We start from the raw sequence: 26,309 nt of genomic DNA, 5'->3' as shown, positions 1-26,309 counted from the left end.
CATCGTCAGATTAAATAATTAATGATTCAGCTAGTAATACGTCGTTATACAGACTTAAGATATACGTTCTATATTTACTCTCTTTTTGTCCAATCATTTCTAAATATTCACGCTCAATAGTAAATGCTCTAAAAAATGCTAAACGTTGTAAATACTGTTCTGATTTAGTTAGATTAGGCTGATCAATTGTTTTTAGCAACACACGCATGTATTCTCGTGTTTTAACAACTCTTTTTTGATTGAGTAAGGTATAGATAACATGACGCTTAACTCTTTTAGGTAGGTACATTTTATGGACTGAAATTAGAGCTCGTTTAACCATTTCATTACGGATCTTCTCCATAACAATGTGTGCTTCTTCATCACTAACTTCATGTGGAAGGATAAATTGAAATATAATCGTGGGTACAAGCATGCTCAAAATAATTAAAACTGCTTCAGACATAATAACTAGATTGTAGTTTTTAGTTCCTAAAAAGTTAGCACTAATTGTTAAGGCTAGAGCAAGAGTAACAGCACCATGAATACCTCCAAGTGAAAATACAGTACTTTCTCGTCGATCATAGCGAATAACTAAACGTCCATAGACATAACGAACAAGTAAATTTGCGAGATAAACAATGAAGCCAACAAGAATCCACTTGGCTAAGTCACCATTAAATAATTTATTCCGGGATATTCTGACCATCATTAGTCCCAAAATGATAAAAACCATACTGTTGAAAATATCTGAAATAAGATTTTGCAAGTCTCGTCCCATATGGATTTGTCTTGAATTAAGAAGTAAACTTTGCTGAGATTCTGCATTATGTAATAAGCCAGCAACCACAACTGCAATAATTTCGGAAACATGTAAATCTTCTGCTAACGCATAAAGTGCTAGCGGGGTAAGGATATAAATTAAATTCTGTGCATTTAAAGAATTAAATCGTGATCTGATGAGACTTTGACGAAAAATAATGATTATCCAAGCAACTGCAAAACCTAATACTGCTCCACCTAATGAGGAAACAAAGAAGTCATTAATGGTTTGTCCATAATTGATGTAACCATTGGCAAACCAAAGCAAGCTCATATTAAGTAAAATGATTCCCGAAGCATCATTAAAAAGTGACTCAGCTTTTAGGGAGGAAGTTACCCGTCTAGGCATTCGTAAACCATTAGTCACGGCTTCACTTGCCGTTGCGTCCGTTGGAGTACTGATACTACAAATGATAAAGGCTAGTGGAAGACTAATGCTAGTGAATAAATAAATACTGAATCCACTGATTATTAAGGCCAGAAGAACCATAATTACAGTTAATCCGATGATTTCCTTAATTCTTCTACTAATATTATGAATTCTAGTTTTTTGACCTTCAAAAAATAAAAGTGGAGCTACGATCAATTCCATAAAAGTTTCTGAATCAAAGCTAGCAACTTGGCTGTTTAATAAGGGAATTAGACCAATAATTATCCCAATGATCATGCTCACATAGTTAACAGATACCTTATCAATTGCTTGGGCAATGATAATACTAATTGCTGCAGCAATTGCTAGGGTAAAAGTTGAAATCATAAGTTCCATTAAATCTACCTCAGATAAATTACTATTTTTTAATAATTAGTAAAAACTTTTAATGCTACTATAGTAGCATACTCACCATTAAATTATTTAGGGAAGGCAAAAAAGTGAAAAAGAATGCAAAAATTTGGCTTAGTTTAGCAGTGGTAGTTGTGGGAATATTTTTTACTCTAATTACCTATTTCTCAACTGCTTTTGCAAGTAAGCCAATTGCGGTCATTACTGATAGGCAAATAACAGATACATTAGTCGATAAGACAAAAGACAACTATGAAAACAAAGACGAGGTACGGCAACAAAATCTACATTTAAAAATTTTGTCTGGAAAATATAAGGGAAAGACATTTTTAGTTACTAATACTTATTCGCCGTCTCAAGCTGTTTCACAAAAGTATCGACCTCATCAACGTGTAATTGTTTCATTTATTAAAGGCAAACCTAAATTAGTTGAACCAAAACGTGACTGGGTTGTTGTTTTAAGCATGTTTTTGACGATTAGTGTAATTGTTTTAATTACAGGAAAACAGGCTAGCTTACTTTTAATTTCAATGATCTTAAATAGTATAATTTTTTATTTTGTAATTAAAAGTGATGTAAAGGAAAATGGAACAAGAATTTTCTTAATTTATAGTATTGCAGCAATTCTGTTTACTTTTATTTCTCTGGTAATAGTACAAGGCTTTAATCAAAAAATGCTGGTGACTTTAACTGCTACTTTGTTAGGAGTTTTTGTCTCTTTTGGCATCTTTTATTTAGTTATGAAATTAACTCATGAGCGGGGAATTGATTATGAAGCAGTAGATTATGCTACTCAAGATCCTCGAGCTTTATTTTTATCTCAGACAATTCTAGGAGTTCTAGGAGCAGTAATGGATGAGGCTACTGATATTGTTTCTAGTATTTATGCATTAGCAAAACATAAGTCAGACCTAACATTTAAAGATCTATTTATTAGCGGACGAACTCTAGGCCAAGAGATTATGGGGCCACTGATAAATGTACTAGTTTTAATTTTTATGGCTGAAGCCTTACCTATGACAATTTTGTATTTGAGAGATAATAATACTTTAGTCTATACCTTTAAATACACCCTTTCCTTAGGAGTCATCCAGAGTTTAAGCTCGGCAATCGGAATTGTACTAACAGTGATTTTTGCTACTCTATCTAGTGCTGTCTTTTTAAAAAACAAAAAAGCAGAGGTGGTAGAAAAATGACAACTTTAACTGCTCTTTTATTAATTCTTCTAGTATTAATGATTATAGTTGGAGGAAAAACTGGCTTTAAGAGTTATCTAAGCGTCGTTATCAATGCCTGTTTACTGATTTTAGTTGCACTACTTATTTCCTGGGGAGTAAATATAGTATTGGTTGGAGCAATATTTATTCCTTTAAAGTTATTAACGATTATTTATTTAGGAACACATGATTATACCGTGGCTAAAAATGCGTTTTTAACTGCTCTGTGTGTGAGTTTAATTGTGATGTTGATAATTATCTTATTTGAAAATTTAGCGCAAACTCAAGGCTTTGGAGACCAGGCAGGGGAAGAATTAATTGGTTTATCATTAAATGTAGGAATTAGTTTTTCTCAAATCGCAATTTTAGTTGCAATCTTTTCAATGCTAGGAGCAATTGCAGAAGCTAGTGTTGCAATGAGTGCGGGCTTGCTTGAGTTAAAGCGACATGATCCTAACATTACACAAAAGCAATTAATTAGAAGTGGGAATGAAGTTGGAGCGGATGTACTAGGAACAGCCATGAATACAATTTTATTTGGTTTATTTGGTAGTTTTTTACCAATATTTATTTGGTATGTAAGACTAAATTATTCCTTATTTGAAATTTTAAATGATAAACTTTTTGTGGATGAGTTTTTGATTATTGTATATTCGTTCATTGGCGTGCTTTTAACGGTACCATTAACTACAATATTCTTAGCACACACTTTAACGAATAAAGAAAATAAAAGTAGAGATAAATAGAAGCACAGTAAGATGAAAATAGAGAATTTGACGTTAACAAATTTTAATGGACGTGAATTTAACGTTACTTATTATAGTTTGCAAGATAATCCGCAACTCCTCCTAAAGAAAAGACCACTAATGTTGGTCTTTCCAGGTGGTAGTTTTAACCATTTGTCATTGAGAGAGGGAGAACCAGTTGCACTAGCTTATGCAGCTCATGGATTTGATGCGGCAATAGTTTCATATAATTTAACTACCGATCCTGGCAGAATTTATCCTGATGCTGCTTTATCTGGTTTAACTGCTGTTGCATACTTTAGAGAAAATAGTGAGAAGTTAGGTCTTGCTAAGGATAAAATTACGACAATTGGTTTTTCAGCTGGCGGCCATGTTGTTAGTTCGATGAATGTAATGGCAGAAAGTCAAAAGTGGCAGTCTGAATATCATTTTGAGCATGATAAAGTATTACCAACTGCGACTATTTTAGGTTATCCGTTAATTAATATTAAAGATATTGGTTTTCCTTTACCGCCTGATGCTAAGGAAAAAATGCCAAGTGCAAAAGATTTACTTGATACAGCGGTCGGAGTTACTCCCCAAACCCCTCCTACTTTTATTTTTCAGGCAGTAGATGATCCGGTTGTCTTAATTGATAATACGATTGAATATATAACTGCTCTAAGAAAAAATAGGGTTCGCTTTGAAGCACATTTGTTTAATAAGGGTGGACATGGTTTTTCTCTTGCTACTCCTGAGTTAGCTACTAAAGAACGTAAGGCTGATGCGCATCTTGCTCATTGGTTTGAATTGAGCCTTGAATGGTTGAAAGATAGAAAAATTTACGTTTAGTTTCACGTGAAACAAAAAATATATATAGAAAAAGTCCGAAAAGGAAATGTACAATCATTTCATCTTTTCGGACTTTTTAATTTTATTCTTTTGCCATAAAGAATAGAACTTCTTTTCCAGAGGCTAAATTATCGGAAGTTGCCAAAATTCTAAGTTTAATTGATTTAGCAACTACATCTCTTAAGCCAATTACCTTGTTTTTAGCATCATTTGGCCAATTAATTTCTTTACTAAAGTCGCTGAAGTTTTCTCCGTCTTTGGAAATAGCAACTTGAACACGTAAAACATGACCGATGCGATCACGTGAACGAGGAACATAAACCATCCGGCTGAGTTTATAAATATGGTTGAAATTAAAAGTTAAGTCTAGAGGACTATCTTTAGTAATTTGATCTTTAGAAAGCCACTCACTAGCTAATTTAAGATCAGTTAAGTTTTCGACTGGTAAATCCTCTTCGCTTTCTCCCGTACTAGAAACTGTAACATTTGAAATGGCATAATCCATTTGATCACGCTTTGTATGGGTGCCAAAGTACTCTGACCAATCGGATACTTTATTACCGAACTTATTTCTAATTCTGAAGCGGTAGCGTGTATTAGGTTCAAGCTCATGGAAAGTAAAAGTATTACCGTCAATATTAGTATGAACAATTCCGTTAACTTCGATATCGGCCATTATATTTTTATCTGCGAAATTAGTTGGATTAGTCCAGGTAATAGTAATGCTCTTTGAAGTTAAGCGGTCAGTTAAAATTGCTGCACTTCTTGGAGAAGCCATTGCTGAGTCAATAATAGCGTGTTGTTCTACTTCGCTACCATAACTAAAGTTTTCAATCATCAGTTCGAACTTATTGTCATGAATATCAACAGCAGGCGTCCTCACTCTAAGAGCTGGCTGCAATTGACCAGTAAAGTAACCAAACTCTTTGCATGGCATATAGTCTTGCTGGTAGAAGATACCTTCTTCAGCTTTGTTAAAGCTATCAAGATCGTTATATTCAGTTAGTGGAACAAATTGATCGTTTAGTTTAAGAGAAACTTTACCAGGATAACGATCAGACATAATAGTTAAATTAGTAATTTGTTTTTCTTCAAGACCCGTGTAGCTGCCTTCAGTTGGGTAGACCGTAATATGAAGATTTGATCCGCTAACAGAGCTAGTGATTTGCGTGGTAGCTGCATGGCCCTTTTCATAATCATTAGTTTGATTATCATCTTCGTATAAAATAGCTGAACTCTTACTTTGTGGGTAAACAAGGGCACTTCTTAATGACTCTTGTAAAATTGCACCGCCGCGTACATATACAGGAAGATGCCAGAGTGGGTAATGCAACTTATCGTAAATTCGACCACCAATTAGTTTTTTGCCAGTGAAGAGGTCAATCCACATTGTTCGATGATCAGGTAAGTAGAGGTTATCCTTTAGGGAAGCGCCACTTGGATCTTCTCGCCCGTTAGTGATTGGAGCGATTAGTAGGTTATTTCCTAGCATAAATTCATGTTTAACTTGGTTAGTATAGTTAACTCGTTCATGAGGGAAAGCTAAGAAGAGCGGTCTAACAATTGGCATTCCATCTTGAGCCGCGCGCGTAAGAGTATAGAGATATGGAATGATTTTTTCTCTAAGTTTAAGATAGGCGCGAGTAATTCTAGTCATTTTTGCATTAAATGCAAATGGTGTTTTTTGGATATTACCATAATTATCAATTGAATAAAGAAGTGGAGTAAAGACTTTCCATTGTAAGTCACGGATATTTACTTGTGCATTACCGCCGCCTTCTTTTCCATCAATAGCACTTCCTACATTTGGCTGCCCAGAAAGAGACATACTTAAAAAGCTAGCAATTTCAGTAGCAATTTGTTCCCATTCACCACCAACACCTTCATTTGCAGTAGTAGCCAAAGTTTGAATAGCACTCCAGCCATTACTTGCCATTGCCCAAGGACGATTGGTTTGATTTTTATCAATTAGAGGTTCACTAGCAATAGCAAAGTCCTGCATTATTTTTTCATTAGGGAAATTAGCAGGATCAGTCTTGAACTTTAAAAAATTAGCTGATGCATCAGTAGGCAAGGATCCATAGAATCCTATTTTTACATTTTGATCTTTTGCAAAATCAACTAAATTATTCATTTCATCGTCATTTAAGTCTTGTTTGCTTTCATAGTTAGGAACAAACCAACTAAGTGGAAGATGATATGAATTGTACCTTTCAATCATTGCCCGAGCAGAAAATTGGTACTGTTCTTCTCCATTAAGAGAGGACTTGGCCGCAATATCATCATTGCTACGCGCAATTTTATAAGTATTGCCGTCTTCAAATTTAATTGCACTATTTTCTTGAGGTTTAGCTGCTGTCCAACAAGTATCAAGGTAATTACCAAGATAACCTAGACCGAGTGCATATTTCGGCAAGAAAAGAGGAGAACCCGTAATTTTATAGTACTGACGCAATATTTCCGCCGGAGAATCTCCTAAAAGATAGAAATTATCAAAAATAGGAGTTTGATGGGTAATAACTGCTGTAGTCCCGTCATCACTCTTAAAGTTGTAGATACCATCTTTCCATGTGTTTCTCAACTCTGCAAAACCAGCATTTGACCAGAAAAATCCTTCTGGACAAGCAACAGCACCGGGACCAGTTAAATTAGTATTTTTAATCTCGATAATTTTTCCTTTGTGGCTGAAGCTTCCATTTTGCATCCCGCCACCGTAGTAGAATTCGTTTTTGTTCTGACGTAAGAATTCGCTAGAATAATCGCTCCCCAGTTCAATTGGACTACTTTGCATCATGCGGTAGCGATGTAATTGATCATCAAAAATACTGAAGATAGCTGGATTCTTTTGTAAGCGAAGTGAAAACTGACCGCTTTTAATGGTGAAAGTCTCATCGGTTACTAAAAGCTGGGAATCTTCAAATGGACGCAAACTAAAGTTACTTGCTGCGATGGTTAATGATGGAGTTAAAGGCTTAAATTCTGCTGCTGGATCAACGATTAAACGAAAGATACCTTTAGCAATAATGTATAGACGCGCTCTTGTTCCATCTGCAAATTGCAAATCATAGTAGCGAGTACCCTTAGCCACGTGGACTAAACGACTTAAATGTTGAGGTTGTTGTTTGTTAGTAATTTCAGACATAATTAGTTTTCTTCTTTAAATTAAATTTTTCATTTACGTATAGTTCATATTATAACGAAAAAATTAGTTTCGTGTTTTTTTAGATTTGACATAAAGCGCTTTCTGGAATATTCTGTAGAAGGTGGTACTAACCAGTCAAAGATTGGATGGGGTTAGAAGATGAAAAAACCACTTTATCAGCAAGTTATTTCAGATCTCGAAAAGAAAATTAAGAATGAAATGAAGCCAAATGATCGATTACCGAGTGAACGACAACTTTTGAAAGAGTATGGTGTTAGTCGAAATACGATTCGATTGGCATTAAATGATTTAGGAGAGCGCGGCATTATTTATCGATTGCATGGGAAAGGTACATTTGTTTCGACAATTTATCTAGATCAAACCAACTTGGGAAGTATGTATTCTTTTAGTGAGCAGATGTCTGAAGCAGGTCACAAGCCAACAACACAAAACCGCACATTAGAACTTGTGACACCTGAAGAAGATGTTGCAAATCAGCTTAATTTAAAAACTGGTGAGAAGGCATATAAATTAGTTAGGTTACGTCTAGCTGATGGAGTACCACTAATGTATGGAGAAACTTATTTACCTGAAAGAAATTTCCCTGATCTAAAAATGTCAGACCTAGAGGACAACTTATATACAGTGATGAAGCAAAAATATAATGAACAAAGTATTCTTGCTTTTGAAGATGTACAAGCAGTTAACTTGGACGAAAAAGATAGCAAAATCTTGGGTGTTAAGCCTGGGGATGCAAGTTTGAAGATTTTTAGACGGGCAATCAATGATAAAAATGTACCGATCGAGTTCACTATTTCTCTTGCTAGAGGAGATAGATTCATTTATCGATCACGTCAATACAATCATTTAGTTTAATTATTGAAAGGAATAGGCTCATGTTTACTAAAACCGATGCAGAATTAAAAAAGATGGGTGCAGATATTACTACTAGAGAAATTCAACAACAGCCTTCTTTATGGAAAGAAACTTTTAAGATATATAAAGAAAAGAAAACAGAAATCGATGATTTTTTAGCTAAAATTACTAAAAAATTCGATAAGGTAAAAGTGATTTTTACCGGTGCAGGAACTAGCGCTTACGTAGGCAATACGGTAATGCCTTATTTGAGAAAGCATGGAGACCGTAGTAAATACGACTTTGAAGCAATTGATACAACTAAAATTGTTTCAACACCGGAAGATTATCTTGAAGCAGATACACCAACAATTTTGGTTTCTTTTGCTCGTAGCGGTAATTCCCCTGAGTCAGTTGCAACTGTTGAACTTGCTAAGCAATTAGTTACTAATTTATATCAAATTGCTATTACCTGTGCTCCAGAAGGACATTTGGCTCAAGACTTAAAAGATGATCCAAATGGCTTAGTTCTTTTAATGCCTGCTAAATCATTAGACCAAGGTTTTGCAATGACTGGTTCGTTTTCATGTATGAGTTTAGCTACTTTATTAGTTTTTGATACTAGAAGTGATGCTGAAAAAGAAGCAATTGTTAATGAAATTGCTGAAATGGGCCAAAGTGTAATTGACCGTGAAGATGAAATTCAAAAGTTAGTTGATACTGATTTTGATCGAATTACTTATATTGGTAGTGGTGCTTTAGGTGGATTAGCTGAAGAAGCACGACTTAAAATTTTGGAATTAACAGCTGGAAAAGTAGCAGCCTTATTTGATACTTCGATGGGATTGAGACATGGTCCAAAATCATTTTTAGATAAGAAGACGATTGTTTTTGACTTTGTTTCTAACAATACCTACACCAGAAAATATGATTTGGATATTTTAGATGAGATTAAGGCCGATCAAATTGTTCCGTTAGTAATGGGAGTAGGTCAGCTTAAAAAGGGTCAAGATTTTGATGGGAAATTCTTTGCCTTTGCTGGAAAAGAAGTGCCTGATGCATATTTAGCCTTACCGGATATTATGTTTGGACAAACAATTGCATTGCTTACTTCAATCAAAGTAGGAAATACCCCAGATACTCCATCCCCAACAGGTACTGTTAACCGTGTGGTTAAGGGAGTAACAATTCACAAATTCATCAAATAAAATTCAAATTTTGAAAACAGTTTCAGATCAAAATATAAATTAATTTAAGGAGTTAACTATTATGTCATATTACATCCATGCAGGAAAATTCTTTTTAGAAAATATAACTGAAAAGGGCGGTTATCTTGAAGTTCAAGATGATGGCAACTTTGGTTTATATTATCGAGAAGATGAAAAGCCGAGCCATGGCTTAATTAAAGAATATGGCGATCAATGGATTGCCCCTGGTTATGTAGATACACATATTCATGGTTTGCTTGATGAAGATACGATGAAGAGTGACTGGGAAGGCATTGACAAGATCTCAAATGGCTTATTGCAAGCTGGTGTAACTAGCTGGCTACCAACAACTATTACTGCTAGTGACAAAGAATTAACAGAAACTTGTGAAAAGTTTGCTGCACATAAGGGTGAAGAAACTGGTGCTAAAATTCAAGGTTTGCATTTTGAAGGACCTTTCTTTACTCCGAAGCATGGTGGAGCAGAAAATCCAAAGTACATGACTGATCCATCAATTATGCTTTTGAAAAAATGGCGTAAAGCTTCAGATGACATGCTAATTAAGATTTCAATGGCACCTGAAAGAAAAAATGCTCGTCAGTTTGTACGTGAGGCAGTAAAAATGGGCTTGGTTGTTGCCTTAGGTCACTCAGATTCTAATTTTGAAGACGCTATTGGTTGTGTTGAAGCTGGTGCTAGTGTATTTACCCACACATTTAATGGGATGAATAGTTTGTCACAACACTCACCTAATATTATTGGTGCTGCTTTTTCTTCACGTTTAACAACCGATGAATTAATCTGCGATGGTCACCATGTTGAAGAACCGGCTGTTCGTGCTTTAGTAAACGCACGGGGACCAGAACATATTGCCTTGATTACAGACTGCATGCAAGCAGGTTTAATGCCAGATGGGGACTATGTTTTGGGTGAATTGCCAGTTTATGTTAAGGATGGAATGGCACGTCTAAAAGAAACTAATAATTTGGCAGGTAGTATTTTGCTCTTAAAGGATGCAGTTAAGAATGTAGTTGATTGGAATGTTGCAACACCTGAAGATGCAGTTATGATGGCTAGTTATGTGCCGGCTAAGAGCTGTAATTTACTTGATAAGTGTGGTGTGATTAAGCCAGATCATCCAGCTGATTTTGTTGTATTAAACCATGATATGACTGTAAGTGAAACTTATTTAAACGGTGAATCACGTTACAAAGCTTAAAAGTTTATACTTTTGCAAGTAACTTTAGAAAATCTTAAAAAAAGTGGTTACAACCAGTTGACTAACAAAACTTAATATACTAAGATTTAAATTGTAGAAAGCGTTTACAAAGTATTTACAAAAGATGGAGGAATCTTTATGAATATTGTGGGAGCTAGAATTGATGGACGACTTGTCCATGGTCAAGTAGCTAATCTTTGGACTCCAAAACTTCAAGCTGATCGTATTATTGTTGTTGATGAAGAAGCAGCAAAAAGCGATATTCAAAAAAGTGGTTTAAGAATGGCTACACCTCTTACTACTCGTCTTAGTGTTTTGCCAGCAAAGGTTGCAGCTGATCACTTAATTCATGATCGTTATGGTAACCAGCGAGTATTTATTGTCGCTAAAAAGCCAGCAGCCTTCTTAGATTTAATTAACTTAGGTCTTAAACTTGATACCTTGAATGTAGGTACCATGTCCCAAACTGATACTACTAAGCAAGTGACTAAGCAAATCAATGTTGAAGAGAAAGACGTTGAAGACTTTAAGAAAATAGCAGATAAGGGTGTGAAAATCACAGCTCAGTTAACTCCAAGCGATGATTCTCATGACTTTATGAAATTAATGAATGAAAAGATTAAATAGGAGGTTTAATTATGGCTTGGTGGCAAATATTACTACTTACCCTCTATGCTGGATATGAAATTCTTGATGAATTACAAATTTATTCATCATTGAATACACCAGTTGGAGCTGGCTTGATTGCTGGTTTAATCATGGGTGACTTAAAAACCGGTTTAATTATTGGTGGTGCCATGCAACTTACAGTTTTAGGTGTTGGTACTTTCGGTGGTGCTTCTAAGATTGATGCAACTACTGGTACAGTTTTAGCAACAGCATTTTCTGTAAGTATTAAAGGAATGAGCCCACAAGTAGCTATTTCTTCAATTGCGGTTCCTGTAGCTGCAATCATGGTTCAATTGGACGTTTTGGCAAGATTTGCTAACACTTATTTTGCTCACAGAATTGATCACTTAATTGAAGAAAACAATTATAAGGGAATCGAGAGAAACTTCCTTTACGGTGCGATTCCATGGGCTTTATCTCGTGCAATCCCTGTCTTTATTGCTTTAGCATTTGGACGCGGCTTAGTTCAAACAATTGCTAACTCATTGAACGGAAACTTAAAGTGGTTAGGTACTGGTTTAACAGTAGCTGGTGCTGTCCTTCCTGCAGTTGGTTTTGCTATTTTGCTTCGTTACTTACCAGTTAAGAAGCACATTGCTTACTTAATTATGGGATTCACATTTACTACTTTATTCTCAGTTTTGTTTACAAGCATTCAAACTTTGGGTACAGGTCTTCAAGCAGCAAATAAATCATTTACTGCAACTTTCAATGGCCTACCAATGCTTGCAATGGCTTTGATTGGATTAGCATTTGCAATCTTACACTACAAAGATGAAATTAGTGGCAAAGGTGGCAGTGGTAAAGGCGGAACAAAAGAAGCCACAACTACTACAGAATCCACTAATGTAGCTTCAGAGGGGGAAATCACCGATGATGAACTCTAAACCAACTTATAAATTAACAGATAAAGACTTTAATCAAATTAACAGACGTTCTCTATTCGGTTTCCAACTAGGTTGGAACTATGAAAGAATGCAGAATACTGGGTATTTATTCTTAATCTTGCCACAACTTCGTAAGATTTATGGTGATAATACTCCAGAATTACAAGAAATGATGAAGACGCATGTTCAGTTCTTTAACACTTCTAACTTCTTCAATACCATTATTACCGGTATTGACTTAGCTATTGAAGAAAATGAAGGTGTTGAAGGTAAAGATACTGTTACTGGTTTGAAGGTTGGATTAATGGGACCTTTCGCCGCAATTGGTGACTCAATCTTTGCTGCATTGATTCCGACAATCTTCGGTGCCTTGGCTGCTTCTATGGCTTCTCAAGGAAACCCAGTTGGTGTATTTATCTGGATTGCTGCTCAAATTGCTATCTGTTTCTTCAGATGGAAGCAACTACGGTTTGCTTATGATAAAGGAGTAACTCTTGTTACTGATATGAGAGACCGTTTGAATGCTTTAACTGATGCTGCTACAGTACTTGGTGTATTTATGGTTGGTGCTTTAGTAGCTACGATGGTTAACGTTAAGTTTGCCTGGGTACCACAAATCGGTAAAGTTACCATGGACATCCAAAACAACTTAGATATGATCATTCCTAAACTATTGCCTGCTTTGATTGTTGGCTTTGTTTACTGGTTACTTGGAAAGAAGAAGATGACCTCAACTAAGGCTATCTTAATTGTTTTAGTTCTTTCAGTTATTCTTGGCGGTGTTGGTGTTCTTGCTAAGATTTAGCAGTAAATTAAAGGAAAAGTATTATGACAAAAGAATTAGTGCTAATCAGTCATGGTAAGATGGCTGAAGAAGTTAAAAAAAGTGCAGAATTGATTATGGGGCCTCAAGAACATATTCATGTAGTATGTTTACTTCCAGAAGAAGGACCAGAAGATTTTGAAAAGAAATTTCAAGATACCATTAACGGTATTCCTGAAGAAGATTTAACAGTATTTGCTGATTTAATGGGTGGCACACCAGCTAACACAGTTAGTCGCTTGATTATGAGTGGTCAAGATATTCACCTAATTGCCGGGATGAATCTGGCTATGGTAATTGATTGGCTAAATAGTCAAATGATTGGTAATGATGCAGATTCTGTGAATGCGGGTAAGGCAGGTATTGTAGATATTAATCAAATGCTTGCTAGCATGAAGAAATAAATACATTAAAGAAATAAAGAATGGCTCACGTTGGTAAAACTTACGTGAGCCATTTCTTTTTTATTGATGCTTAATCTTTAGGAAGTTTTAGGATAAGCTAATACGTATGAAGTATAAGTAGGATAAATACTAGTAAAGATTAAAGAAGGGAAAAAATGAAAAAATTTTGTTCAAAATGTGGAGCACCCTTAAAACCTGATGATCAATTTTGCTCAACATGTGGTGCTCCTGTTGATGGTAACAGTAAACAAGAACTGGAAAAAATAAATTCTATTAAGCAAAGACCACAAGTCAAAAGAAGTGAAATTCGTAATTCGAAGAGAATTTTTAAAACAAGAAATATCATTATCGGAGTAATTATTGCTATTGTAGTGCTCGTTGCTGGAGGTTGGGGAATTTATCAACATGGCCGCTCTTCAGCAGAAAGCAAAATAACTGGTGGTAATGGCAGACTAACTACTGCTGAAATAAAAAAGATGCCAACAAAACAACTGGCTGCTTGGGCAATTCTTTACGCAGATAAAAAATATGGTAAAAAATGGGGAGAAGCAGCGGATGAATTAAGAAGTGGTCATTTAACAATTAAGAGCTATCGTAGCCATAAATTTGGCGACTATGAAATTAGTGCTACAAATGGTAGTACCTTATATGCTGTAAATGACCGAGTAGGATATTTGATTTCTAAAGATAAAACAGAGATAACTTATGTCGGAAATAAATCGAATTATAGTAATAGAAATGTTTTAGAACAAATTTATCCAGTAATTAAATCTGAAAATACCGAAGAGAATGTAAATAATTGGAATAATAATTTAACAATTGTTAAGGGAAAAGATAGTGCTGCCTCTTCAAGTGCAAAAAAATTTACAACTGAAAAAAAGAAAGATACTAAAGAAACTAAATTATGGTCGAATGACCAAACGGATAGGTTAATTAGTTATATGGATGATTTTGGTGATAAAATGCACCAACCATATTCGCATTATACTGGTAGTGGAAGTATAACGACTGCGGCTGGTCAAGAATATCCAAGTTTTTTATCAGAAGGGAAATTCAAATTGAGTTCAAGCGAGAAAGATAGTGGTAATCCTGAAGATATGGATAGTATTAGCCTTAAGTGGAATCCAGATGTTACTGATGAAGACAGTAATAGTGACACATATAATGTAGTTGCAATCTTTAACTATAATGGGAGAAGTGCTGAACAGCACATTACTTATCTTTTTTGCTTTTACCATGGAGAACCAGTAGCTCTTGTTGATCAAACAACTAATGGAGAATACACCGTGGTTCATGCAACTGCAAACCATGACTTAACTTCTAACTTTGAAGAAATTGCTAATAATGATTAGAAAAAGAAAAATCTGGTAGAAACCATCTACCAGATTTTTTATTTATTAATATACAGCACCATCATAGAAGTTGTATCTTGGACGGTTGAAATCAAATGTAGCTAATTCACTCATTTTAATTACGTTGTCAGCAACGCCCCAACTCATCAAGTTGATTGATTCACCATATAATTCATCAGGAATTACAAGTAAAACATACTTTCCTTGAGACATAGCGTAACCTAATTCCATCCCTAAACCAACGTCTTCTTCTTTAGGAACGTAAACGCCAAGCATAACGTCACTAGTTTTAATACCAACTAAGTCACCATTATAAGTTGCTTGTGCCCATTCTTTATCATGTAAGTATTCGGGATGTTCGTCAACACGAATATCTTTATATTGATTTTGAAGAGGAACATAGCTGTTTTCTAAATCAATAGTAGGATTAGCATTGAGAGCGCTCATTGCATCTTTGTAAGCCTTGTTTTGCGTCTCAGTAAACCAACCAGCACCAAAATAAACTGTTTTTTGTTTTGTCATGGAAAAACCTTTCTTTCTTATCGGTGGAATATTTTTTACATTAACTAACTTTAACAAAATTTGCCCAAAAGAAACACCCACTTTTGTGTTTTTGAAATCGGTTTTATATAATGAAACTAGAAATTTTTGCTTAGGAAAGGCGGAACCTACTACGAATACTAAAAAAAGTCTTTTCGATCCAGAAGCTGTCTTTGTAACAGACTTAACTGATCGAAACGAGATATTCAAGACCGTTTCTCAAAAATTATATGACTTAGGCTATGTTAAAGAAGATTTTTTAGGCGATATTATTGAACGTGAAGATAAGTACCCCACTGGGATTTCGATGAGACCTTTATCTAGAGAACTTCCAGATGTTGCAGTTCCTCATACTGAAGGGGACTATGTTAGCGCACAATTAATTGTACCGATTGCTCTTAGAAATTCAGCAACTTTTAATAATATGGTTAATCCAAGTGAAGCATTGGAAGTTAAGTTCTTATTTTTGATTTTAAATAATGATCCAGATATGCATTCAACTATTTTGGCTAAAATTATGGACTTTCTAGCTGGAACTTCAGTTGATGATTTAAATGAATTATTTAATTCAGATTCAAATGAAGAAATTTATGATTTTTTAGAGAATAATTTTGAAATTGAAAAATAAAAAGAAGCTGCCTTGCAGCTTCTTTTTGTCTCCAGATTAAATTATTAAATTTCCGGATAATCAGTACTTGAAAATGAAAGTGAAAAGTAATCACACCGTTTATAGCCAATAACTAGTTCAACTACTTCACCTGTAGTAGATAAAATAGTTTTTTTGACTTGTCGTACAACGGGATAATCTTTAGCTATTTTTAGTTGCTTACTAATGTCGCTATCAGCTTTTACAATTGTGTCTGTTTCAGTAAAAGGCTCATCAAATAGGTACAATTGCTTATCGCTTTGCAAGGCTTCATAGATACTATGATAATTATTTGGATCTTTAGCTAAATCTCGGTTAATAAACTTAGCTGGTATAAATGAACGGTGCACCATAAATGGTGTGTCACCAATTAACCGTAAACGTTCAATATAGTAGTAACTATCATATTTGGGTAAGCCGAGTTTTTTTAATATTTCGCTCTGCTTTTCTTCTTGAAGTTTCAAAACTTTAACTGAATCTTCCTCTTGTTTATTTGAGAAGACTTCATTATCACTAAGACGAACTAATTTATCTTTTCTTGATCGTGAAATAAAAGTGCCTTTTCCTTGATGGCGAACTAAATATCCTGCCTTGACGAGATCTTTCACAGCTCGGATAACAGTAATTGAAGAAACATTAAACTTATCTTTTAATTGAGCTTCACTATAAAATTTATCTCCATATTTAAATTTGCCAGAGATAATTTCTTGCTTTAGCTCATTTTCAATTTGTAAATATTTTGGAATATCCATAATCTATATCAATCCTCAAGATAGATTCTCCTAAGATCCATGATATCACTGCTTGAGAGCTTCATGGTAGAACGAAGGTATTCGTTGATGCCGCCGTATTGCTGGTTTAGAACGTGTACAGCATGGTCTAAGTATTCTGGATAGACTGACTGAATATCTTTAATAGACTGCAATACACGCTTGCTAGAACCGTCAGCGGCTGCTTGCTTAAGCATGGCGTCAACAAAACTTTTTGTTGTGATATTGGTTAGAGTATAGTCATATTTGATAGTAGTAAAAGGTACACCTAATGCTGATAAGATCAATAAAGCTCCAAATCCTGTCCGATCTTTTCCGGCAGTACAGTGGAAAAGAAGAGCATTTTTGTCTTTATCATTTGTAAGCAAAAGGTCAAAGAATTTACGGTAAGCTTTTTGAGCAGTCTGTCCATTGATCATATCTTCATAGGCAAAGAACATATGCTTAAAGCCAAATTCAGGATCTTTTTCGGCATTCTCTTCTAAAGCAAAGATCCCCTTAGATGCATTAGTTAGATCATCACTAAAAACTGGGTCAAAAACATATTTAGCGCCTTCTGGAACACGATCAGGATGATCATTTTTTTCTTTTTCTGTTCTAAAGTCAACGTCATACTTAACGCCATGTTTTTGCAATAATTCTAAGTCTGATGAAGAAAGATCAGCTAAATTACCAGTTCTAAGCAATTTATTATATTTAATTGTTTGACCGGATACAGTCTTATAGCCTCCAAGTTCGCGGAAATTGCGACCATTTTGGATGCCGATTAATTTCGTCTCATAATTTTCGCTCATTAGTATTTTTCCTCACTATAGTTATTTAAATACAGTATTATTACTTTAACATATTTTTTCTCAGATATTTTATTTTTCGCAGATCTATAAAAAGAAAACAAATTTATTAATTGGTATAATTAATGGTAAAATTACAATGTAAAGATGCAAATTCCATGCGGAGATGATTACTTATGGTAGAAGATTATGACAACATTTTAGTTCCTGTTGATGGTTCTGAAACTGCAGAGCGTGCATTTGATAAAGCAGTAAAGATTGCTCTTGATAACAATGCTCATCTGGATGTATTGAATGTTATTGATACTCGTCAATTTATGGGGGAAATGCAGGATACTTTGATTTCTGGAGATACCATTTATCAAATGACACAGGATTCCGAAGAGTATTTAAAGAGTCTAAAAGAATGGGCTAAGGAACACTTTAATTTTACTGATGTTTCTTACCATATTCGTTATGGCTCCCCTAAGAGAATTATTGCTGTTGATTTTATTAAAGATCACCACAACGATTTAATTATTATGGGTGCAACTGGTATGAACGCAGTTGAAAGAATGTTAATGGGTAGTGTTACTGCTTATGTTAACCAACATGCTTTATCCGATGTGTTAATTGTTAAGACTGATCTTGATAATAACAAGGTTGCAAAGCCCAAGAAAAAGTACTTTTAAAAAAACAAACATTATGAAAAAGCACTCTATCATTAGTGATAGAGTGCTTTTTTTATAAAGTGGATCGATCCAATTCAATAAATTAATATTTACAAGCGCTTACATTAAAATAATAGTACCCAAGTACGAATATTTTTGATATGATACTTAAGAATGAACGTTAGTACTAGGGAAAGGAAGAACGATAATGGCGAATTTCGATTACAACATTATAAATCGTAACCAAAATTCAGTGGCTCGTTCTTGGGCTGATTCCTTCGGTGAATCAGTCTTCATTGGTGTTGGCGCTTTCGTTGCTTTTTTTAGCGACTTTTCTGGCTCAATGTGATTAGCTGTTTTTGTCAGCTTATCATATTGAGTCTTTTTTTGTATTTGTCATTTAATGTGTTTCATTAGGAGGAAACGATGAAAAAGTTCAAAAAAGTCTTGGTTGGCCTTTTTGCAATTTTACTTGCTGTTGTTGCAACTGCTTGTTCTAACAAGTCAAACAGTTCAAAGGATGGTTATACACCTAAGTCATTAACTATTCAGTTTGTACCTAGTCAAGCTGCTAATAAGCTTGAAGCTCGTGCTAAGCCTTTAGAAAAGATGCTTTCAAAGAAACTTGGCATTCCAGTTCATGTTTCAATGTCAACTGACTACAATACTGTTGTTGAAGCAATGAAATCTAAAAAGGTTGATGTTGGTTTCTTGCCACCAGATGGTTATGTATTAGCTCACAAGCAAGGAGCAGCTAATGTTTTACTTCAAGCACAACGCTACGGTGTAAAACAACCAGGTGGTCAAGCTACTAAGAACTTAGTTAACTCTTACAGAGCCGAAATTCTTGTTAAGAAGGGTTCTAAGATTAAGTCTTGGAAAGATTTAAAAGGTAAGAGTATTTCAGTTCAAAACCCAACTTCTTCAGCAGGATATGTTTTCCCAGTTGCTGAACTTGAAGAAAAAGGGTTAAACGTTCCAAAGGATTGTAAGTTAGTTACTGTTACTGGACACGACCAAGCAGTTCTTAACGTATTAAATGGCGATACTGACGCAGCATTTGTTTTTGAAGATGCTCGTAACACTGTTAAAAAGGACAATCCTAAGATTATGGACCAAGTTGTCCCAATTTACTTCACTAAGCCAATTCCTAACGATACTATTTCTGTTAGAAGTGATATGTCTAAGTCCTTCCAAAAGAAACTTGCAAAGGCATTTATTGAAGTTGGTGAATCTAAAGAAGGTAAGAAGATTATCGAATCAATTTATAGTCACGAAGGCTACACTAAGTCTAAGGACAGCAACTTCGATATTGTTCGTAAATATGACAAGATTATTGCCAAGGACAAGAAATAGTCAATTAAATAAAGCTTATTTAGTAAGAGATAATTGTCCCTAAAAGACAATTATCTTTTTATGCACTGTAGTCAATTTAAATAATGTTAAGGAGATTTTTAAATTAAATGGCAGCTACTAATCAGCCAATGATTCAACTAAAAAATGTTAGTAAAATTTATGATAACGGAACAGTTGGTTTAAAGGATATTAACTTAAATATTGATAAGGGAGAATTTGTTGTAGTAGTAGGTCTATCTGGTGCAGGTAAATCTACTCTACTTCGTTCAATTAACCGTCTACAAGATATCTCAAAGGGAGATATCATAATTGATGGCAAGTCAATTACTTCTGCTAAGGGTAAAGACTTACGCGAAATTCGCCGTGATATTGGAATGATTTTCCAAAGCTTTAACTTGGTTAAACGTTCAAGTGTTTTACGCAATGTTTTAACTGGTCGAGTAGGTTACTATCAAACTTGGAAAACAACTTTTAACCTATTTACTAAGGAAGACAAGCAAAAAGCATACGAAGCGCTCCAGCGTGTTGATTTAGCAGATAAAGTTTATACTCGTGCGGATCAACTTTCTGGGGGACAACAACAACGTGTTGCTATTGCCCGTGTGCTTACTCAAAATCCTAAAATTATTTTAGCTGATGAACCAACAGCTTCACTTGATCCTCAAACTTCACGTCGAGTTATGCATGATTTGAAGATGCTTAATGAAGAATATGGGATGACCGTAGTTGCTAACCTTCACAGCGTAGAGCTTGCTAAAGAATTTGGAGATCGGGTAATCGGTGTTCGTGCAGGTCAAATTGTTTACGATGGTAAGATGAGTGAAACTTCTCAAGCTGTCTTTGACGATATTTACAATGGTGGAAATGGCAAGAAAGGGGAAGAAGATGCCTAAATCTAAGGAACAGCATTTAGCTGAGTTACCTAAAAAGAAGTTCAAAATTATGAACCTTGTTTGGGTCGTAATTATGGTTTTAGGTCTCTTTCTTTCGGTAAATGTAACCAATACGCACATTAGCGTTTTGTTTAATAACTTTAGCCAATTTACCGATATTTTTGTGCAAATGTGTCACCCAGACTGGGGATATGCTGCTACAGCAGTTCCGCTTTTAATTGAAACAATTAAAATGGCTATCTTAGGAACTGTGATTGGTTCAGCTATTGCATTTGTATATTCACTTTTAATTGCAAGAAATATTGTTAAAAATAAGGCGGTTACTGGCATTTTAAGAGTGATCATGAACATTGTTAGAACTATTCCAGATTTACTTTTGGGTGCAATTTTTGTTGCAATTGTTGGTATTGGACCAGTTGCCGGTGTTTTAGCCTTGTCAGTATTTACTTTTGGTGTAGTTGTTAAATTGTTTTATGAATCAATTGAAACCATTGATCCAGGTCCAATTGAAGCTTTAACTGCTGTTGGTGCAAACAAGCTTCAAATTATCCACTTTGCTGTGATGCCACAAATTATTACTTACTTTATTTCTTATGTTTTATATGCATTTGAAATTAACGTCAGAGCCTCAACAGTTCTTGGATATATTGGTGCTGGTGGTATTGGTCTTTACTTGCAACAAACGCTACAAGTCTTTGACTATGCTAAGACTGGTCTGATTATTTTGATTATTATCGTTGTCGTAGTTATTATCGACTATGTTTCTACTAAATCTCGGGAGGCGTTGATGAAATAATGGATACTACAATGAAAAAACTACCTCCTAAACCAGTTGATACCAAGAAAAAAATTAAGCACTGGGTAATTGCAATTGTTACTGTAGCTTTAATTATTTGGTCATTTGTAGGAATGAACTTTGGTGGAATAAAAGCAACTGCTGGTCAAATTGCCGGTGCTATTTTAGCTGGTATTTTCCATCCAGATTGGTCTTATGTATATAACGGGAGCGGTGAAGATTTAATTTCTCAATTGTGGGAAACAATCTGTATTGCTTTCTTAGGTACTTTTATTTCCGCAGTTATCTCATTACCTTTCGCTTTTTGGGCAGCTAACACGCGCCATAAAAAATGGTATACTTCTCGTTCTGGAAAAATTGTTTTAGCAATTATACGTTCTTTCCCAGAAATTGTTTTAGCTTTGATGTTTATTAAAGCTGTTGGACCTGGTTCGGCAGCCGGTGTTTTAGCTTTGGGTTTCCACTCAGTGGGGATGCTTGCTAAATTGTTCTCTGAAGCAATTGAAAACCTTGAAGAAGGAGCTAATGAAGCCGTTACAGCAGCCGGTGGTTCTAAATTTAACATTATTATGTTTGCAACGATGCCCAACTTAATGCCCGCTTTAATTTCTAACACTTTATACCGTTTTGACGTTTCAATCCGTTCAGCATCTATTCTAGGTTTAGTTGGTGCTGGTGGTATTGGTTATCCATTAATTATTGCTTTGCAGTATCGTCAATGGAACCGTGTAGGTGTTATCTTAGTTGGTATTATTGTCATGGTTGTCATTATTGACTGGATTTCTGGTTGGATTCGAAAGAAATTAGTCTAATTAATTAGTAAAACATGTAGTTTATCTAAACTACATGTTTTTATTTTGATAAATTATAAAGTTTTTTGTAATATCTACCTATAATATGGATAAGTACAGGAAAAAAAGAACTTTTTTGTTATAATGGAAGTTGTATTTCAAGGAGGACAATATGGATAATTTAACTACCATGACATTGGCTGACGATATGGCTTTATCACAAGAAAAGATTATCAACGGCCAACAAGACCTGAATACCAAGAGAATTTATAATGAAATTAATAGTTTGGATATTCTTGATAAACCAATTGAAGAATACTTTGATATGACTCAAGATGAATACTACAATAGTGAATCTGATGGTAAATTAACTTTACTGCATTTAGATAAACCATTGCGTGAGCTAAGTGATCGTATTTTAACTAACCACGTAGATGGATATGTAGATCAAGACGAGATTAATTTAACCTATAATCATGAGGATCCATTGCAAGATGGTAGCTATGATCGTGCTACTGATTTACATGTGCTTTTATATAGTTTGAAAGTCATCGGCGCTGTAAGAGCGATTGCTCCTAATGATTTGAAAAAGGTTTTGTCTAAAGATGCGGTTTTATCATTGGGTCTTGCCGCAAATGCTTTGGCAAATAATTAACCCCAAGGCCAAGTAAGGGCCTTTTTTTGTGTAATGAGTGGGGAAGAGTATCATGAAAATTATCAAGAAAACCAAAGGTATGATTGATAAATTTTCCGGTGTAACCCGGAAGATGATGCGAAAGAAAAATAATATTCCATTCGATGGAATGCAAAAGTATGTGACTGTTGGTGAGTATAACGTTGGAGCGCCTGAAGGAACTCCTCATGGTGAAGAATATAAGCTCATTGTTTATAAGGACACTGACAATGTCTTGCACCAAGCTTTACGTTCGATTAATGCGTCTGATCTAGCACCAGCTTATGTTCGGAAGTTTGATAAAAGGCTAAACCGTTATACTGCATTTGTTAATAAACAGACAGGACGTCGTTATATCGTTGAAGATCAATTAGATCAGTTAGTAGATTATGTGAAAAAGCATAGCCGAGATGGCTATAACTCAGTTAATATCGGTGTTTTAACCGATACGCACTATAAAGATGCTGATAGTATTGATTTTTATGGGCATAACGGACTTCGTCATGTTAAAGAGTTTAATTATCTTGAAGATAAAGATGTTTTAGATTTAAAGGCTCATTTAGGTGATTGGATGGATGGATCCGACCCAGGATTAGTTGGCGAAGCAGAGTTGATATCTTTGTCTAGAACGTTTAGATCTAAAAAAACTAACTTTGCTGTCATTAAAGGTAATCACGATGAAAATGATAAATTTGATGAGCACCATGATCTGAGAGCTAGTTTTCCGGAAAATGAATTTGAAGATATAATGTGGCCAAGTATGTATGCGCAAGATGGTATTCACTATATTACGCGCAAGCATGGGGTTGCATATTTTGATAAAGATGACGTCAGAATCATTACGGTCAATACATCTGATTTACCTTATGAGCTAGACGAGCAAGGTAAGAAAAAATACGATACTAAACTTGCTTTAGCGATTCGTGAAGATCAGATGCAAGAAATTATCGAAATTCTTGAAAATTCAAATGGTAAAACAATTATTTTCATGAGTCATGCAAATCCTATTACTCGCAAGGGAACAAATGCCTTGAAATTTAATGGGCGTTCTCTACATGAATTAATGGTGGCCTTTAATCAACATGAAAAAGGCTACCTTAATTCAAGGGATGTTCCTCCTGAATTTACCCTAGCTAATAGCTTTGATTTCACAAAGATAAAAAATGCAAAAATAGTTGCATATTTATGTGGACACCGTCATACTGAAGACCAATATCGCATTAACGGTATACAATATATATTTTTTAATTGCTCGGCTCTCATGGGCCCAAACCATGCGCTTACTACGCAATACAATAAGCGCTGGAATAGACAGATGGATCATGCTAATGAAGCAGCTGGATATATAGTAAATGTTGATGTTCAAAGGCATTTATTACAGGTATTTGGATATGGAGCTGCTTCTAAGAGACGATTCTATCGAATTTAGTTTTTGAAATGTAAATAGCTTATAATAAGACTACTGTTTATTTTGAGGTGAAAGTTACTTATGTGTGGAATTTGTGCGTTTTTTGATCCTGAATTAAAGGATAAAGACTGTGCTATTCAAGGAATGATGGATACAATTAAACACCGTGGTCCATCTTCCGATGGAAAATATACTAATGATAAGGTGGCTTTAGGTTTTAGACGTTTGTCAATTATTGACCTTCGTGGTGGAAGTCAACCAATTTTTAATGAAGATAAAAGTAGAGCAATTATTTTTAATGGGGAAATTTATAATTTTAAACCATTAAGAAAAGAATTAATTGATGCAGGTCATACCTTTACTACTAAGGCTGATACTGAAGTTTTACTTCATGGCTATGAAGAATGGGGAATGGATGGCTTATTGAAGAAAGTTCGTGGTATGTTTGCCTTTGTAATTTGGGATGACAATACCAAGACTTTATATGGTGCTCGTGACTTCTTCGGAATTAAGCCAATGTACTACTCAGACCAAAATGGTAAGTTAATTGTTGGTAGTGAATTGAAGAGCTTCTTAGCTTACCCAGGCTTTAAAAAGGAATTAAATGCTGAAGCAGTTAAGCCATACTTAATGAACCAGTATAACGACTTAAAGGAGACTTTCTTTAAGGGTGTTTACCGCTTCCCAGCAGGTCACTGGTTCGAATATAAAGATGGCAAAATGAAGACTCATCAATACTGGGATGCTAAGTATGTTGAAAATAGCTTAAGTTTTGAAGAAACCTTAGACAAAATCAATGAAGATTTAAAAGAAACTGTTGGTTTATACAGAAATGCAGACGTACCAGTTGGTGCATTTTTATCTGAAGGTATCGATTCTTCTTATTTAACTAGTTTACTTGATCCTGAAGATGTCTTCTCAGTTTCTTTTGATGATTCTACATATAATGAAGCATCAAAAGCTAAGGCACTTTCTGACTTACACGGTTGGAAATTCTTTGCAGATAAAGTTGATGCAGATGAAGCAATGCGCGACTTCCCAGAAATGCAATATCACATGGACGAACCAGATGCTAACCCATCTATTATTCCATTATGGTACCTGTGTAAATTAGCTAGAAAGCATGTTACTGTTGCCCTTTCTGGTGAAGGTGCTGATGAATTATTTGCAGGCTACGTTAACTATGGAATGCATACCCATAATGATGTAATTAAGGTCTTTACTGCTGGCTTGAAGAAATTACCTAAGAAGAGTCGTGTTCGTTTAGCTCATAAGATTAAGAAGATGCCTAACTTCCCAGGTAAAGTACATATGTACACTAACTTGGCAGAGCCAAGTGAATTTTATGTTGGTCAATCTGTCATTTATGATATGGACTATCCAACTATCTTTACTTCTAAAGATGCTAATGGCATCTTGCGTGATAAATATAAGAATGATCTAACAGTTAACGGTATTTATCAAGAAGACTTTAAGAAAGTTAAAAATATTGATGAAGTTAAGCAAATGCAATATATTGATCTTCACCACTTTATGCTTAATGACATTGAGCAAAAAGCAGATAAGATCTCCATGGCTCACTCTCTAGAACTACGTGTGCCATATCTTGATAAGAAGATTGCAGAACTTGCTAACTCAATTCCAACTAAATATCTAGTTAACCGTCACGATACTAAATATGCTCTTCGTAAAGCATCTGAGAAGGTCTTACCAGAAGAATGGGCTCAAAGACCTAAGCTTGGTTTCCCAACTCCAATTAAGCAATGGCTTAAGGAACCAAGATTTTACAAACAAGTTAGAGCATTGTTTACTGAAGACTTTGTAGATGACATTTTTGACCAAAAGAAGATTGTTAAATTGCTTGATGATAATTACAAGGGCGATGGTTCAGCTCGTCGTCAAATTTGGGCTATTTACACTTTCTTAGTTTGGTATAAATTATTCTTTGTTGATTATGATGAAACTGTTAAGAAGTATCAACATGTTCAACCAGAAGTAGCAGAATTAATCGAAAGTGGCAGACTTGTTTAATTAAAGTTAGAGAGAAGTACGGATACAAA

The 26,309-nt window shown here is 34.9% G+C and carries 26 protein-coding genes; 21 read left to right on the top strand and 5 right to left on the bottom strand.

Features of this window, described 5'->3' with window-relative positions; genetic code table 11:
- Positions 1 to 10 precede the first annotated feature (10 nt).
- Positions 11 to 1,567: a cation:proton antiporter gene (locus tag HMPREF0528_RS06785; protein ID WP_004896133.1), complete on the bottom strand. Its 1,557-nt coding sequence runs from the start codon at positions 1,565 to 1,567 to the stop codon at positions 11 to 13.
- A 104-nt stretch (positions 1,568 to 1,671) separates the two neighbouring features.
- Between HMPREF0528_RS06785 and HMPREF0528_RS06780 the strand changes: the two genes are divergently transcribed.
- The 3 genes from HMPREF0528_RS06780 to HMPREF0528_RS06770 are packed head-to-tail and all read left to right on the top strand — an operon-like array spanning position 1,672 to position 4,376.
- Entirely contained in the window at positions 1,672 to 2,778 is a 1,107-nt protein-coding gene (locus HMPREF0528_RS06780) for a YibE/F family protein (RefSeq protein WP_004896131.1), read from the top strand.
- Positions 2,775 to 3,545 carry a YibE/F family protein gene (locus HMPREF0528_RS06775; protein WP_004896129.1) on the top strand — a complete coding sequence of 257 codons (771 nt, stop codon included), beginning with the start codon at positions 2,775 to 2,777 and terminating at the stop codon, positions 3,543 to 3,545. The genes HMPREF0528_RS06780 and HMPREF0528_RS06775 overlap by 4 nt, the downstream gene beginning before the upstream one ends.
- Before the next feature lie 12 nt (positions 3,546 to 3,557).
- A complete protein-coding gene (locus tag HMPREF0528_RS06770) occupies positions 3,558 to 4,376 on the top strand; it encodes an alpha/beta hydrolase (protein WP_004896128.1) in 819 nt (272 codons plus the stop codon).
- An 82-nt stretch (positions 4,377 to 4,458) separates the two neighbouring features.
- On the opposite strand, the gene HMPREF0528_RS06765 is transcribed toward HMPREF0528_RS06770, so the two are convergent.
- Positions 4,459 to 7,518 (bottom strand): glycoside hydrolase family 31 family protein, encoded by a 3,060-nt coding sequence (locus tag HMPREF0528_RS06765; RefSeq protein WP_004896127.1) that lies wholly within the window; start codon positions 7,516 to 7,518, stop codon positions 4,459 to 4,461.
- Positions 7,519 to 7,677: 159 nt separating this feature from the next.
- Between HMPREF0528_RS06765 and HMPREF0528_RS06760 the strand changes: the two genes are divergently transcribed.
- From HMPREF0528_RS06760 to HMPREF0528_RS06725, 8 genes are all read left to right on the top strand, one after another.
- Positions 7,678 to 8,394 carry a GntR family transcriptional regulator gene (locus HMPREF0528_RS06760; protein WP_004896126.1) on the top strand — a complete coding sequence of 239 codons (717 nt, stop codon included), beginning with the start codon at positions 7,678 to 7,680 and terminating at the stop codon, positions 8,392 to 8,394.
- Between the two features lie 20 nt (positions 8,395 to 8,414).
- Complete coding sequence (locus HMPREF0528_RS06755) at positions 8,415 to 9,581, top strand: SIS domain-containing protein (protein ID WP_004896125.1); 1,167 nt, start codon at positions 8,415 to 8,417, stop codon at positions 9,579 to 9,581.
- Positions 9,582 to 9,642: 61 nt separating this feature from the next.
- Positions 9,643 to 10,800 (top strand): N-acetylglucosamine-6-phosphate deacetylase, encoded by a 1,158-nt coding sequence (gene nagA, locus HMPREF0528_RS06750; protein WP_004896124.1) that lies wholly within the window; start codon positions 9,643 to 9,645, stop codon positions 10,798 to 10,800.
- A 138-nt stretch (positions 10,801 to 10,938) separates the two neighbouring features.
- Positions 10,939 to 11,427: a PTS sugar transporter subunit IIB gene (locus tag HMPREF0528_RS06745; RefSeq protein ID WP_004896122.1), complete on the top strand. Its 489-nt coding sequence runs from the start codon at positions 10,939 to 10,941 to the stop codon at positions 11,425 to 11,427.
- Positions 11,428 to 11,438: 11 nt separating this feature from the next.
- On the top strand, positions 11,439 to 12,356 hold the full coding sequence (locus HMPREF0528_RS06740; protein ID WP_004896121.1) for a PTS mannose/fructose/sorbose/N-acetylgalactosamine transporter subunit IIC: 918 nt from the start codon (positions 11,439 to 11,441) through the stop codon (positions 12,354 to 12,356).
- Entirely contained in the window at positions 12,343 to 13,161 is an 819-nt protein-coding gene (locus tag HMPREF0528_RS06735) for a PTS system mannose/fructose/sorbose family transporter subunit IID (RefSeq protein ID WP_004896120.1), read from the top strand. The genes HMPREF0528_RS06740 and HMPREF0528_RS06735 overlap by 14 nt, the downstream gene beginning before the upstream one ends.
- A gap of 23 nt (positions 13,162 to 13,184) precedes the next feature.
- Positions 13,185 to 13,583, top strand: coding sequence for a PTS sugar transporter subunit IIA (locus tag HMPREF0528_RS06730; RefSeq protein ID WP_004896119.1), 399 nt, complete (start codon positions 13,185 to 13,187; stop codon positions 13,581 to 13,583).
- Positions 13,584 to 13,738: 155 nt separating this feature from the next.
- Positions 13,739 to 14,935 carry a zinc ribbon domain-containing protein gene (locus tag HMPREF0528_RS06725; protein WP_004896118.1) on the top strand — a complete coding sequence of 399 codons (1,197 nt, stop codon included), beginning with the start codon at positions 13,739 to 13,741 and terminating at the stop codon, positions 14,933 to 14,935.
- Between the two features lie 45 nt (positions 14,936 to 14,980).
- Here HMPREF0528_RS06725 and HMPREF0528_RS06720 read toward each other — a convergent pair whose 3' ends face one another.
- Entirely contained in the window at positions 14,981 to 15,457 is a 477-nt protein-coding gene (locus HMPREF0528_RS06720) for a nucleoside 2-deoxyribosyltransferase (protein ID WP_004896117.1), read from the bottom strand.
- 85 nt (positions 15,458 to 15,542) lie between these two features.
- Between HMPREF0528_RS06720 and HMPREF0528_RS06715 the strand changes: the two genes are divergently transcribed.
- Positions 15,543 to 16,103: a PTS sugar transporter subunit IIA gene (locus HMPREF0528_RS06715; protein WP_127795724.1), complete on the top strand. Its 561-nt coding sequence runs from the start codon at positions 15,543 to 15,545 to the stop codon at positions 16,101 to 16,103.
- Positions 16,104 to 16,147: 44 nt separating this feature from the next.
- On the opposite strand, the gene HMPREF0528_RS06710 is transcribed toward HMPREF0528_RS06715, so the two are convergent.
- Both HMPREF0528_RS06710 and HMPREF0528_RS06705 read right to left on the bottom strand, forming a co-directional pair.
- Positions 16,148 to 16,873 carry a GntR family transcriptional regulator gene (locus HMPREF0528_RS06710; protein ID WP_004896114.1) on the bottom strand — a complete coding sequence of 242 codons (726 nt, stop codon included), beginning with the start codon at positions 16,871 to 16,873 and terminating at the stop codon, positions 16,148 to 16,150.
- A gap of 8 nt (positions 16,874 to 16,881) precedes the next feature.
- Positions 16,882 to 17,685, bottom strand: coding sequence for a tyrosine-protein phosphatase (locus HMPREF0528_RS06705; protein WP_004896112.1), 804 nt, complete (start codon positions 17,683 to 17,685; stop codon positions 16,882 to 16,884).
- 173 nt (positions 17,686 to 17,858) lie between these two features.
- On the opposite strand from HMPREF0528_RS06705, the gene HMPREF0528_RS06700 reads away from it, so the two are divergent.
- From HMPREF0528_RS06700 to asnB, 9 genes are all read left to right on the top strand, one after another.
- Complete coding sequence (locus HMPREF0528_RS06700) at positions 17,859 to 18,353, top strand: universal stress protein (protein ID WP_004896111.1); 495 nt, start codon at positions 17,859 to 17,861, stop codon at positions 18,351 to 18,353.
- A 187-nt stretch (positions 18,354 to 18,540) separates the two neighbouring features.
- Positions 18,541 to 18,681: a hypothetical protein gene (locus HMPREF0528_RS09255; protein ID WP_004896109.1), complete on the top strand. Its 141-nt coding sequence runs from the start codon at positions 18,541 to 18,543 to the stop codon at positions 18,679 to 18,681.
- Between the two features lie 77 nt (positions 18,682 to 18,758).
- A complete protein-coding gene (locus HMPREF0528_RS06695) occupies positions 18,759 to 19,688 on the top strand; it encodes a phosphate/phosphite/phosphonate ABC transporter substrate-binding protein (protein WP_004896107.1) in 930 nt (309 codons plus the stop codon).
- A gap of 107 nt (positions 19,689 to 19,795) precedes the next feature.
- The gene (phnC, locus tag HMPREF0528_RS06690) at positions 19,796 to 20,581 is read left to right on the top strand and encodes a phosphonate ABC transporter ATP-binding protein (RefSeq protein ID WP_004896104.1); all 786 of its coding nucleotides are present in this window, start codon (positions 19,796 to 19,798) and stop codon (positions 20,579 to 20,581) included.
- Complete coding sequence (gene phnE, locus HMPREF0528_RS06685) at positions 20,574 to 21,377, top strand: phosphonate ABC transporter, permease protein PhnE (RefSeq protein WP_004896102.1); 804 nt, start codon at positions 20,574 to 20,576, stop codon at positions 21,375 to 21,377. The genes phnC and phnE (HMPREF0528_RS06685) overlap by 8 nt, the downstream gene beginning before the upstream one ends.
- Complete coding sequence (phnE, locus tag HMPREF0528_RS06680) at positions 21,377 to 22,189, top strand: phosphonate ABC transporter, permease protein PhnE (RefSeq protein WP_004896101.1); 813 nt, start codon at positions 21,377 to 21,379, stop codon at positions 22,187 to 22,189. The genes phnE (HMPREF0528_RS06685) and phnE (HMPREF0528_RS06680) overlap by 1 nt, the downstream gene beginning before the upstream one ends.
- A gap of 151 nt (positions 22,190 to 22,340) precedes the next feature.
- Positions 22,341 to 22,823 (top strand): hypothetical protein, encoded by a 483-nt coding sequence (locus HMPREF0528_RS06675; protein WP_004896098.1) that lies wholly within the window; start codon positions 22,341 to 22,343, stop codon positions 22,821 to 22,823.
- Between the two features lie 52 nt (positions 22,824 to 22,875).
- The gene (locus HMPREF0528_RS06670) at positions 22,876 to 24,270 is read left to right on the top strand and encodes a metallophosphoesterase family protein (protein WP_004896095.1); all 1,395 of its coding nucleotides are present in this window, start codon (positions 22,876 to 22,878) and stop codon (positions 24,268 to 24,270) included.
- A gap of 60 nt (positions 24,271 to 24,330) precedes the next feature.
- Complete coding sequence (gene asnB, locus HMPREF0528_RS06665; RefSeq protein WP_004896094.1) at positions 24,331 to 26,280, top strand: asparagine synthase (glutamine-hydrolyzing); 1,950 nt, start codon at positions 24,331 to 24,333, stop codon at positions 26,278 to 26,280.
- The last annotated feature ends 29 nt before the right edge of the window (positions 26,281 to 26,309 follow it).

The sequence above is a fragment of the Lactobacillus johnsonii ATCC 33200 genome, from assembly GCF_000159355.1.
GTDB classification, from domain to species: domain Bacteria; phylum Bacillota; class Bacilli; order Lactobacillales; family Lactobacillaceae; genus Lactobacillus; species Lactobacillus johnsonii.
Note: the sequence above shows the minus strand (reverse complement) of the source record. Positions and strands in the feature narration are given on the sequence as shown.

What these genes read in the sequence shown, in the direction of transcription:
- HMPREF0528_RS06785 (WP_004896133.1), bottom strand. Translation starts at nt 1,567, where the DNA reads ATGGAACTTATGATTTCAACTTTTACCCTAGCAATTGCTGCAGCAATT.
- HMPREF0528_RS06775 (WP_004896129.1), top strand. Translation starts at nt 2,775, where the DNA reads ATGACAACTTTAACTGCTCTTTTATTAATTCTTCTAGTATTAATGATT.
- HMPREF0528_RS06770 (WP_004896128.1), top strand. Translation starts at nt 3,558, where the DNA reads ATGAAAATAGAGAATTTGACGTTAACAAATTTTAATGGACGTGAATTT.
- HMPREF0528_RS06765 (WP_004896127.1), bottom strand. Translation starts at nt 7,518, where the DNA reads ATGTCTGAAATTACTAACAAACAACAACCTCAACATTTAAGTCGTTTA.
- HMPREF0528_RS06760 (WP_004896126.1), top strand. Translation starts at nt 7,678, where the DNA reads ATGAAAAAACCACTTTATCAGCAAGTTATTTCAGATCTCGAAAAGAAA.
- HMPREF0528_RS06755 (WP_004896125.1), top strand. Translation starts at nt 8,415, where the DNA reads ATGTTTACTAAAACCGATGCAGAATTAAAAAAGATGGGTGCAGATATT.
- nagA (WP_004896124.1), top strand. Translation starts at nt 9,643, where the DNA reads ATGTCATATTACATCCATGCAGGAAAATTCTTTTTAGAAAATATAACT.
- HMPREF0528_RS06745 (WP_004896122.1), top strand. Translation starts at nt 10,939, where the DNA reads ATGAATATTGTGGGAGCTAGAATTGATGGACGACTTGTCCATGGTCAA.
- HMPREF0528_RS06740 (WP_004896121.1), top strand. Translation starts at nt 11,439, where the DNA reads ATGGCTTGGTGGCAAATATTACTACTTACCCTCTATGCTGGATATGAA.
- HMPREF0528_RS06735 (WP_004896120.1), top strand. Translation starts at nt 12,343, where the DNA reads ATGATGAACTCTAAACCAACTTATAAATTAACAGATAAAGACTTTAAT.
- HMPREF0528_RS06730 (WP_004896119.1), top strand. Translation starts at nt 13,185, where the DNA reads ATGACAAAAGAATTAGTGCTAATCAGTCATGGTAAGATGGCTGAAGAA.
- HMPREF0528_RS06725 (WP_004896118.1), top strand. Translation starts at nt 13,739, where the DNA reads ATGAAAAAATTTTGTTCAAAATGTGGAGCACCCTTAAAACCTGATGAT.
- HMPREF0528_RS06720 (WP_004896117.1), bottom strand. Translation starts at nt 15,457, where the DNA reads ATGACAAAACAAAAAACAGTTTATTTTGGTGCTGGTTGGTTTACTGAG.
- HMPREF0528_RS06710 (WP_004896114.1), bottom strand. Translation starts at nt 16,873, where the DNA reads ATGGATATTCCAAAATATTTACAAATTGAAAATGAGCTAAAGCAAGAA.
- HMPREF0528_RS06705 (WP_004896112.1), bottom strand. Translation starts at nt 17,685, where the DNA reads ATGAGCGAAAATTATGAGACGAAATTAATCGGCATCCAAAATGGTCGC.
- HMPREF0528_RS06700 (WP_004896111.1), top strand. Translation starts at nt 17,859, where the DNA reads ATGGTAGAAGATTATGACAACATTTTAGTTCCTGTTGATGGTTCTGAA.
- HMPREF0528_RS09255 (WP_004896109.1), top strand. Translation starts at nt 18,541, where the DNA reads ATGGCGAATTTCGATTACAACATTATAAATCGTAACCAAAATTCAGTG.
- HMPREF0528_RS06695 (WP_004896107.1), top strand. Translation starts at nt 18,759, where the DNA reads ATGAAAAAGTTCAAAAAAGTCTTGGTTGGCCTTTTTGCAATTTTACTT.
- phnC (WP_004896104.1), top strand. Translation starts at nt 19,796, where the DNA reads ATGGCAGCTACTAATCAGCCAATGATTCAACTAAAAAATGTTAGTAAA.
- phnE (WP_004896102.1), top strand. Translation starts at nt 20,574, where the DNA reads ATGCCTAAATCTAAGGAACAGCATTTAGCTGAGTTACCTAAAAAGAAG.
- phnE (WP_004896101.1), top strand. Translation starts at nt 21,377, where the DNA reads ATGGATACTACAATGAAAAAACTACCTCCTAAACCAGTTGATACCAAG.
- HMPREF0528_RS06675 (WP_004896098.1), top strand. Translation starts at nt 22,341, where the DNA reads ATGGATAATTTAACTACCATGACATTGGCTGACGATATGGCTTTATCA.
- HMPREF0528_RS06670 (WP_004896095.1), top strand. Translation starts at nt 22,876, where the DNA reads ATGAAAATTATCAAGAAAACCAAAGGTATGATTGATAAATTTTCCGGT.
- asnB (WP_004896094.1), top strand. Translation starts at nt 24,331, where the DNA reads ATGTGTGGAATTTGTGCGTTTTTTGATCCTGAATTAAAGGATAAAGAC.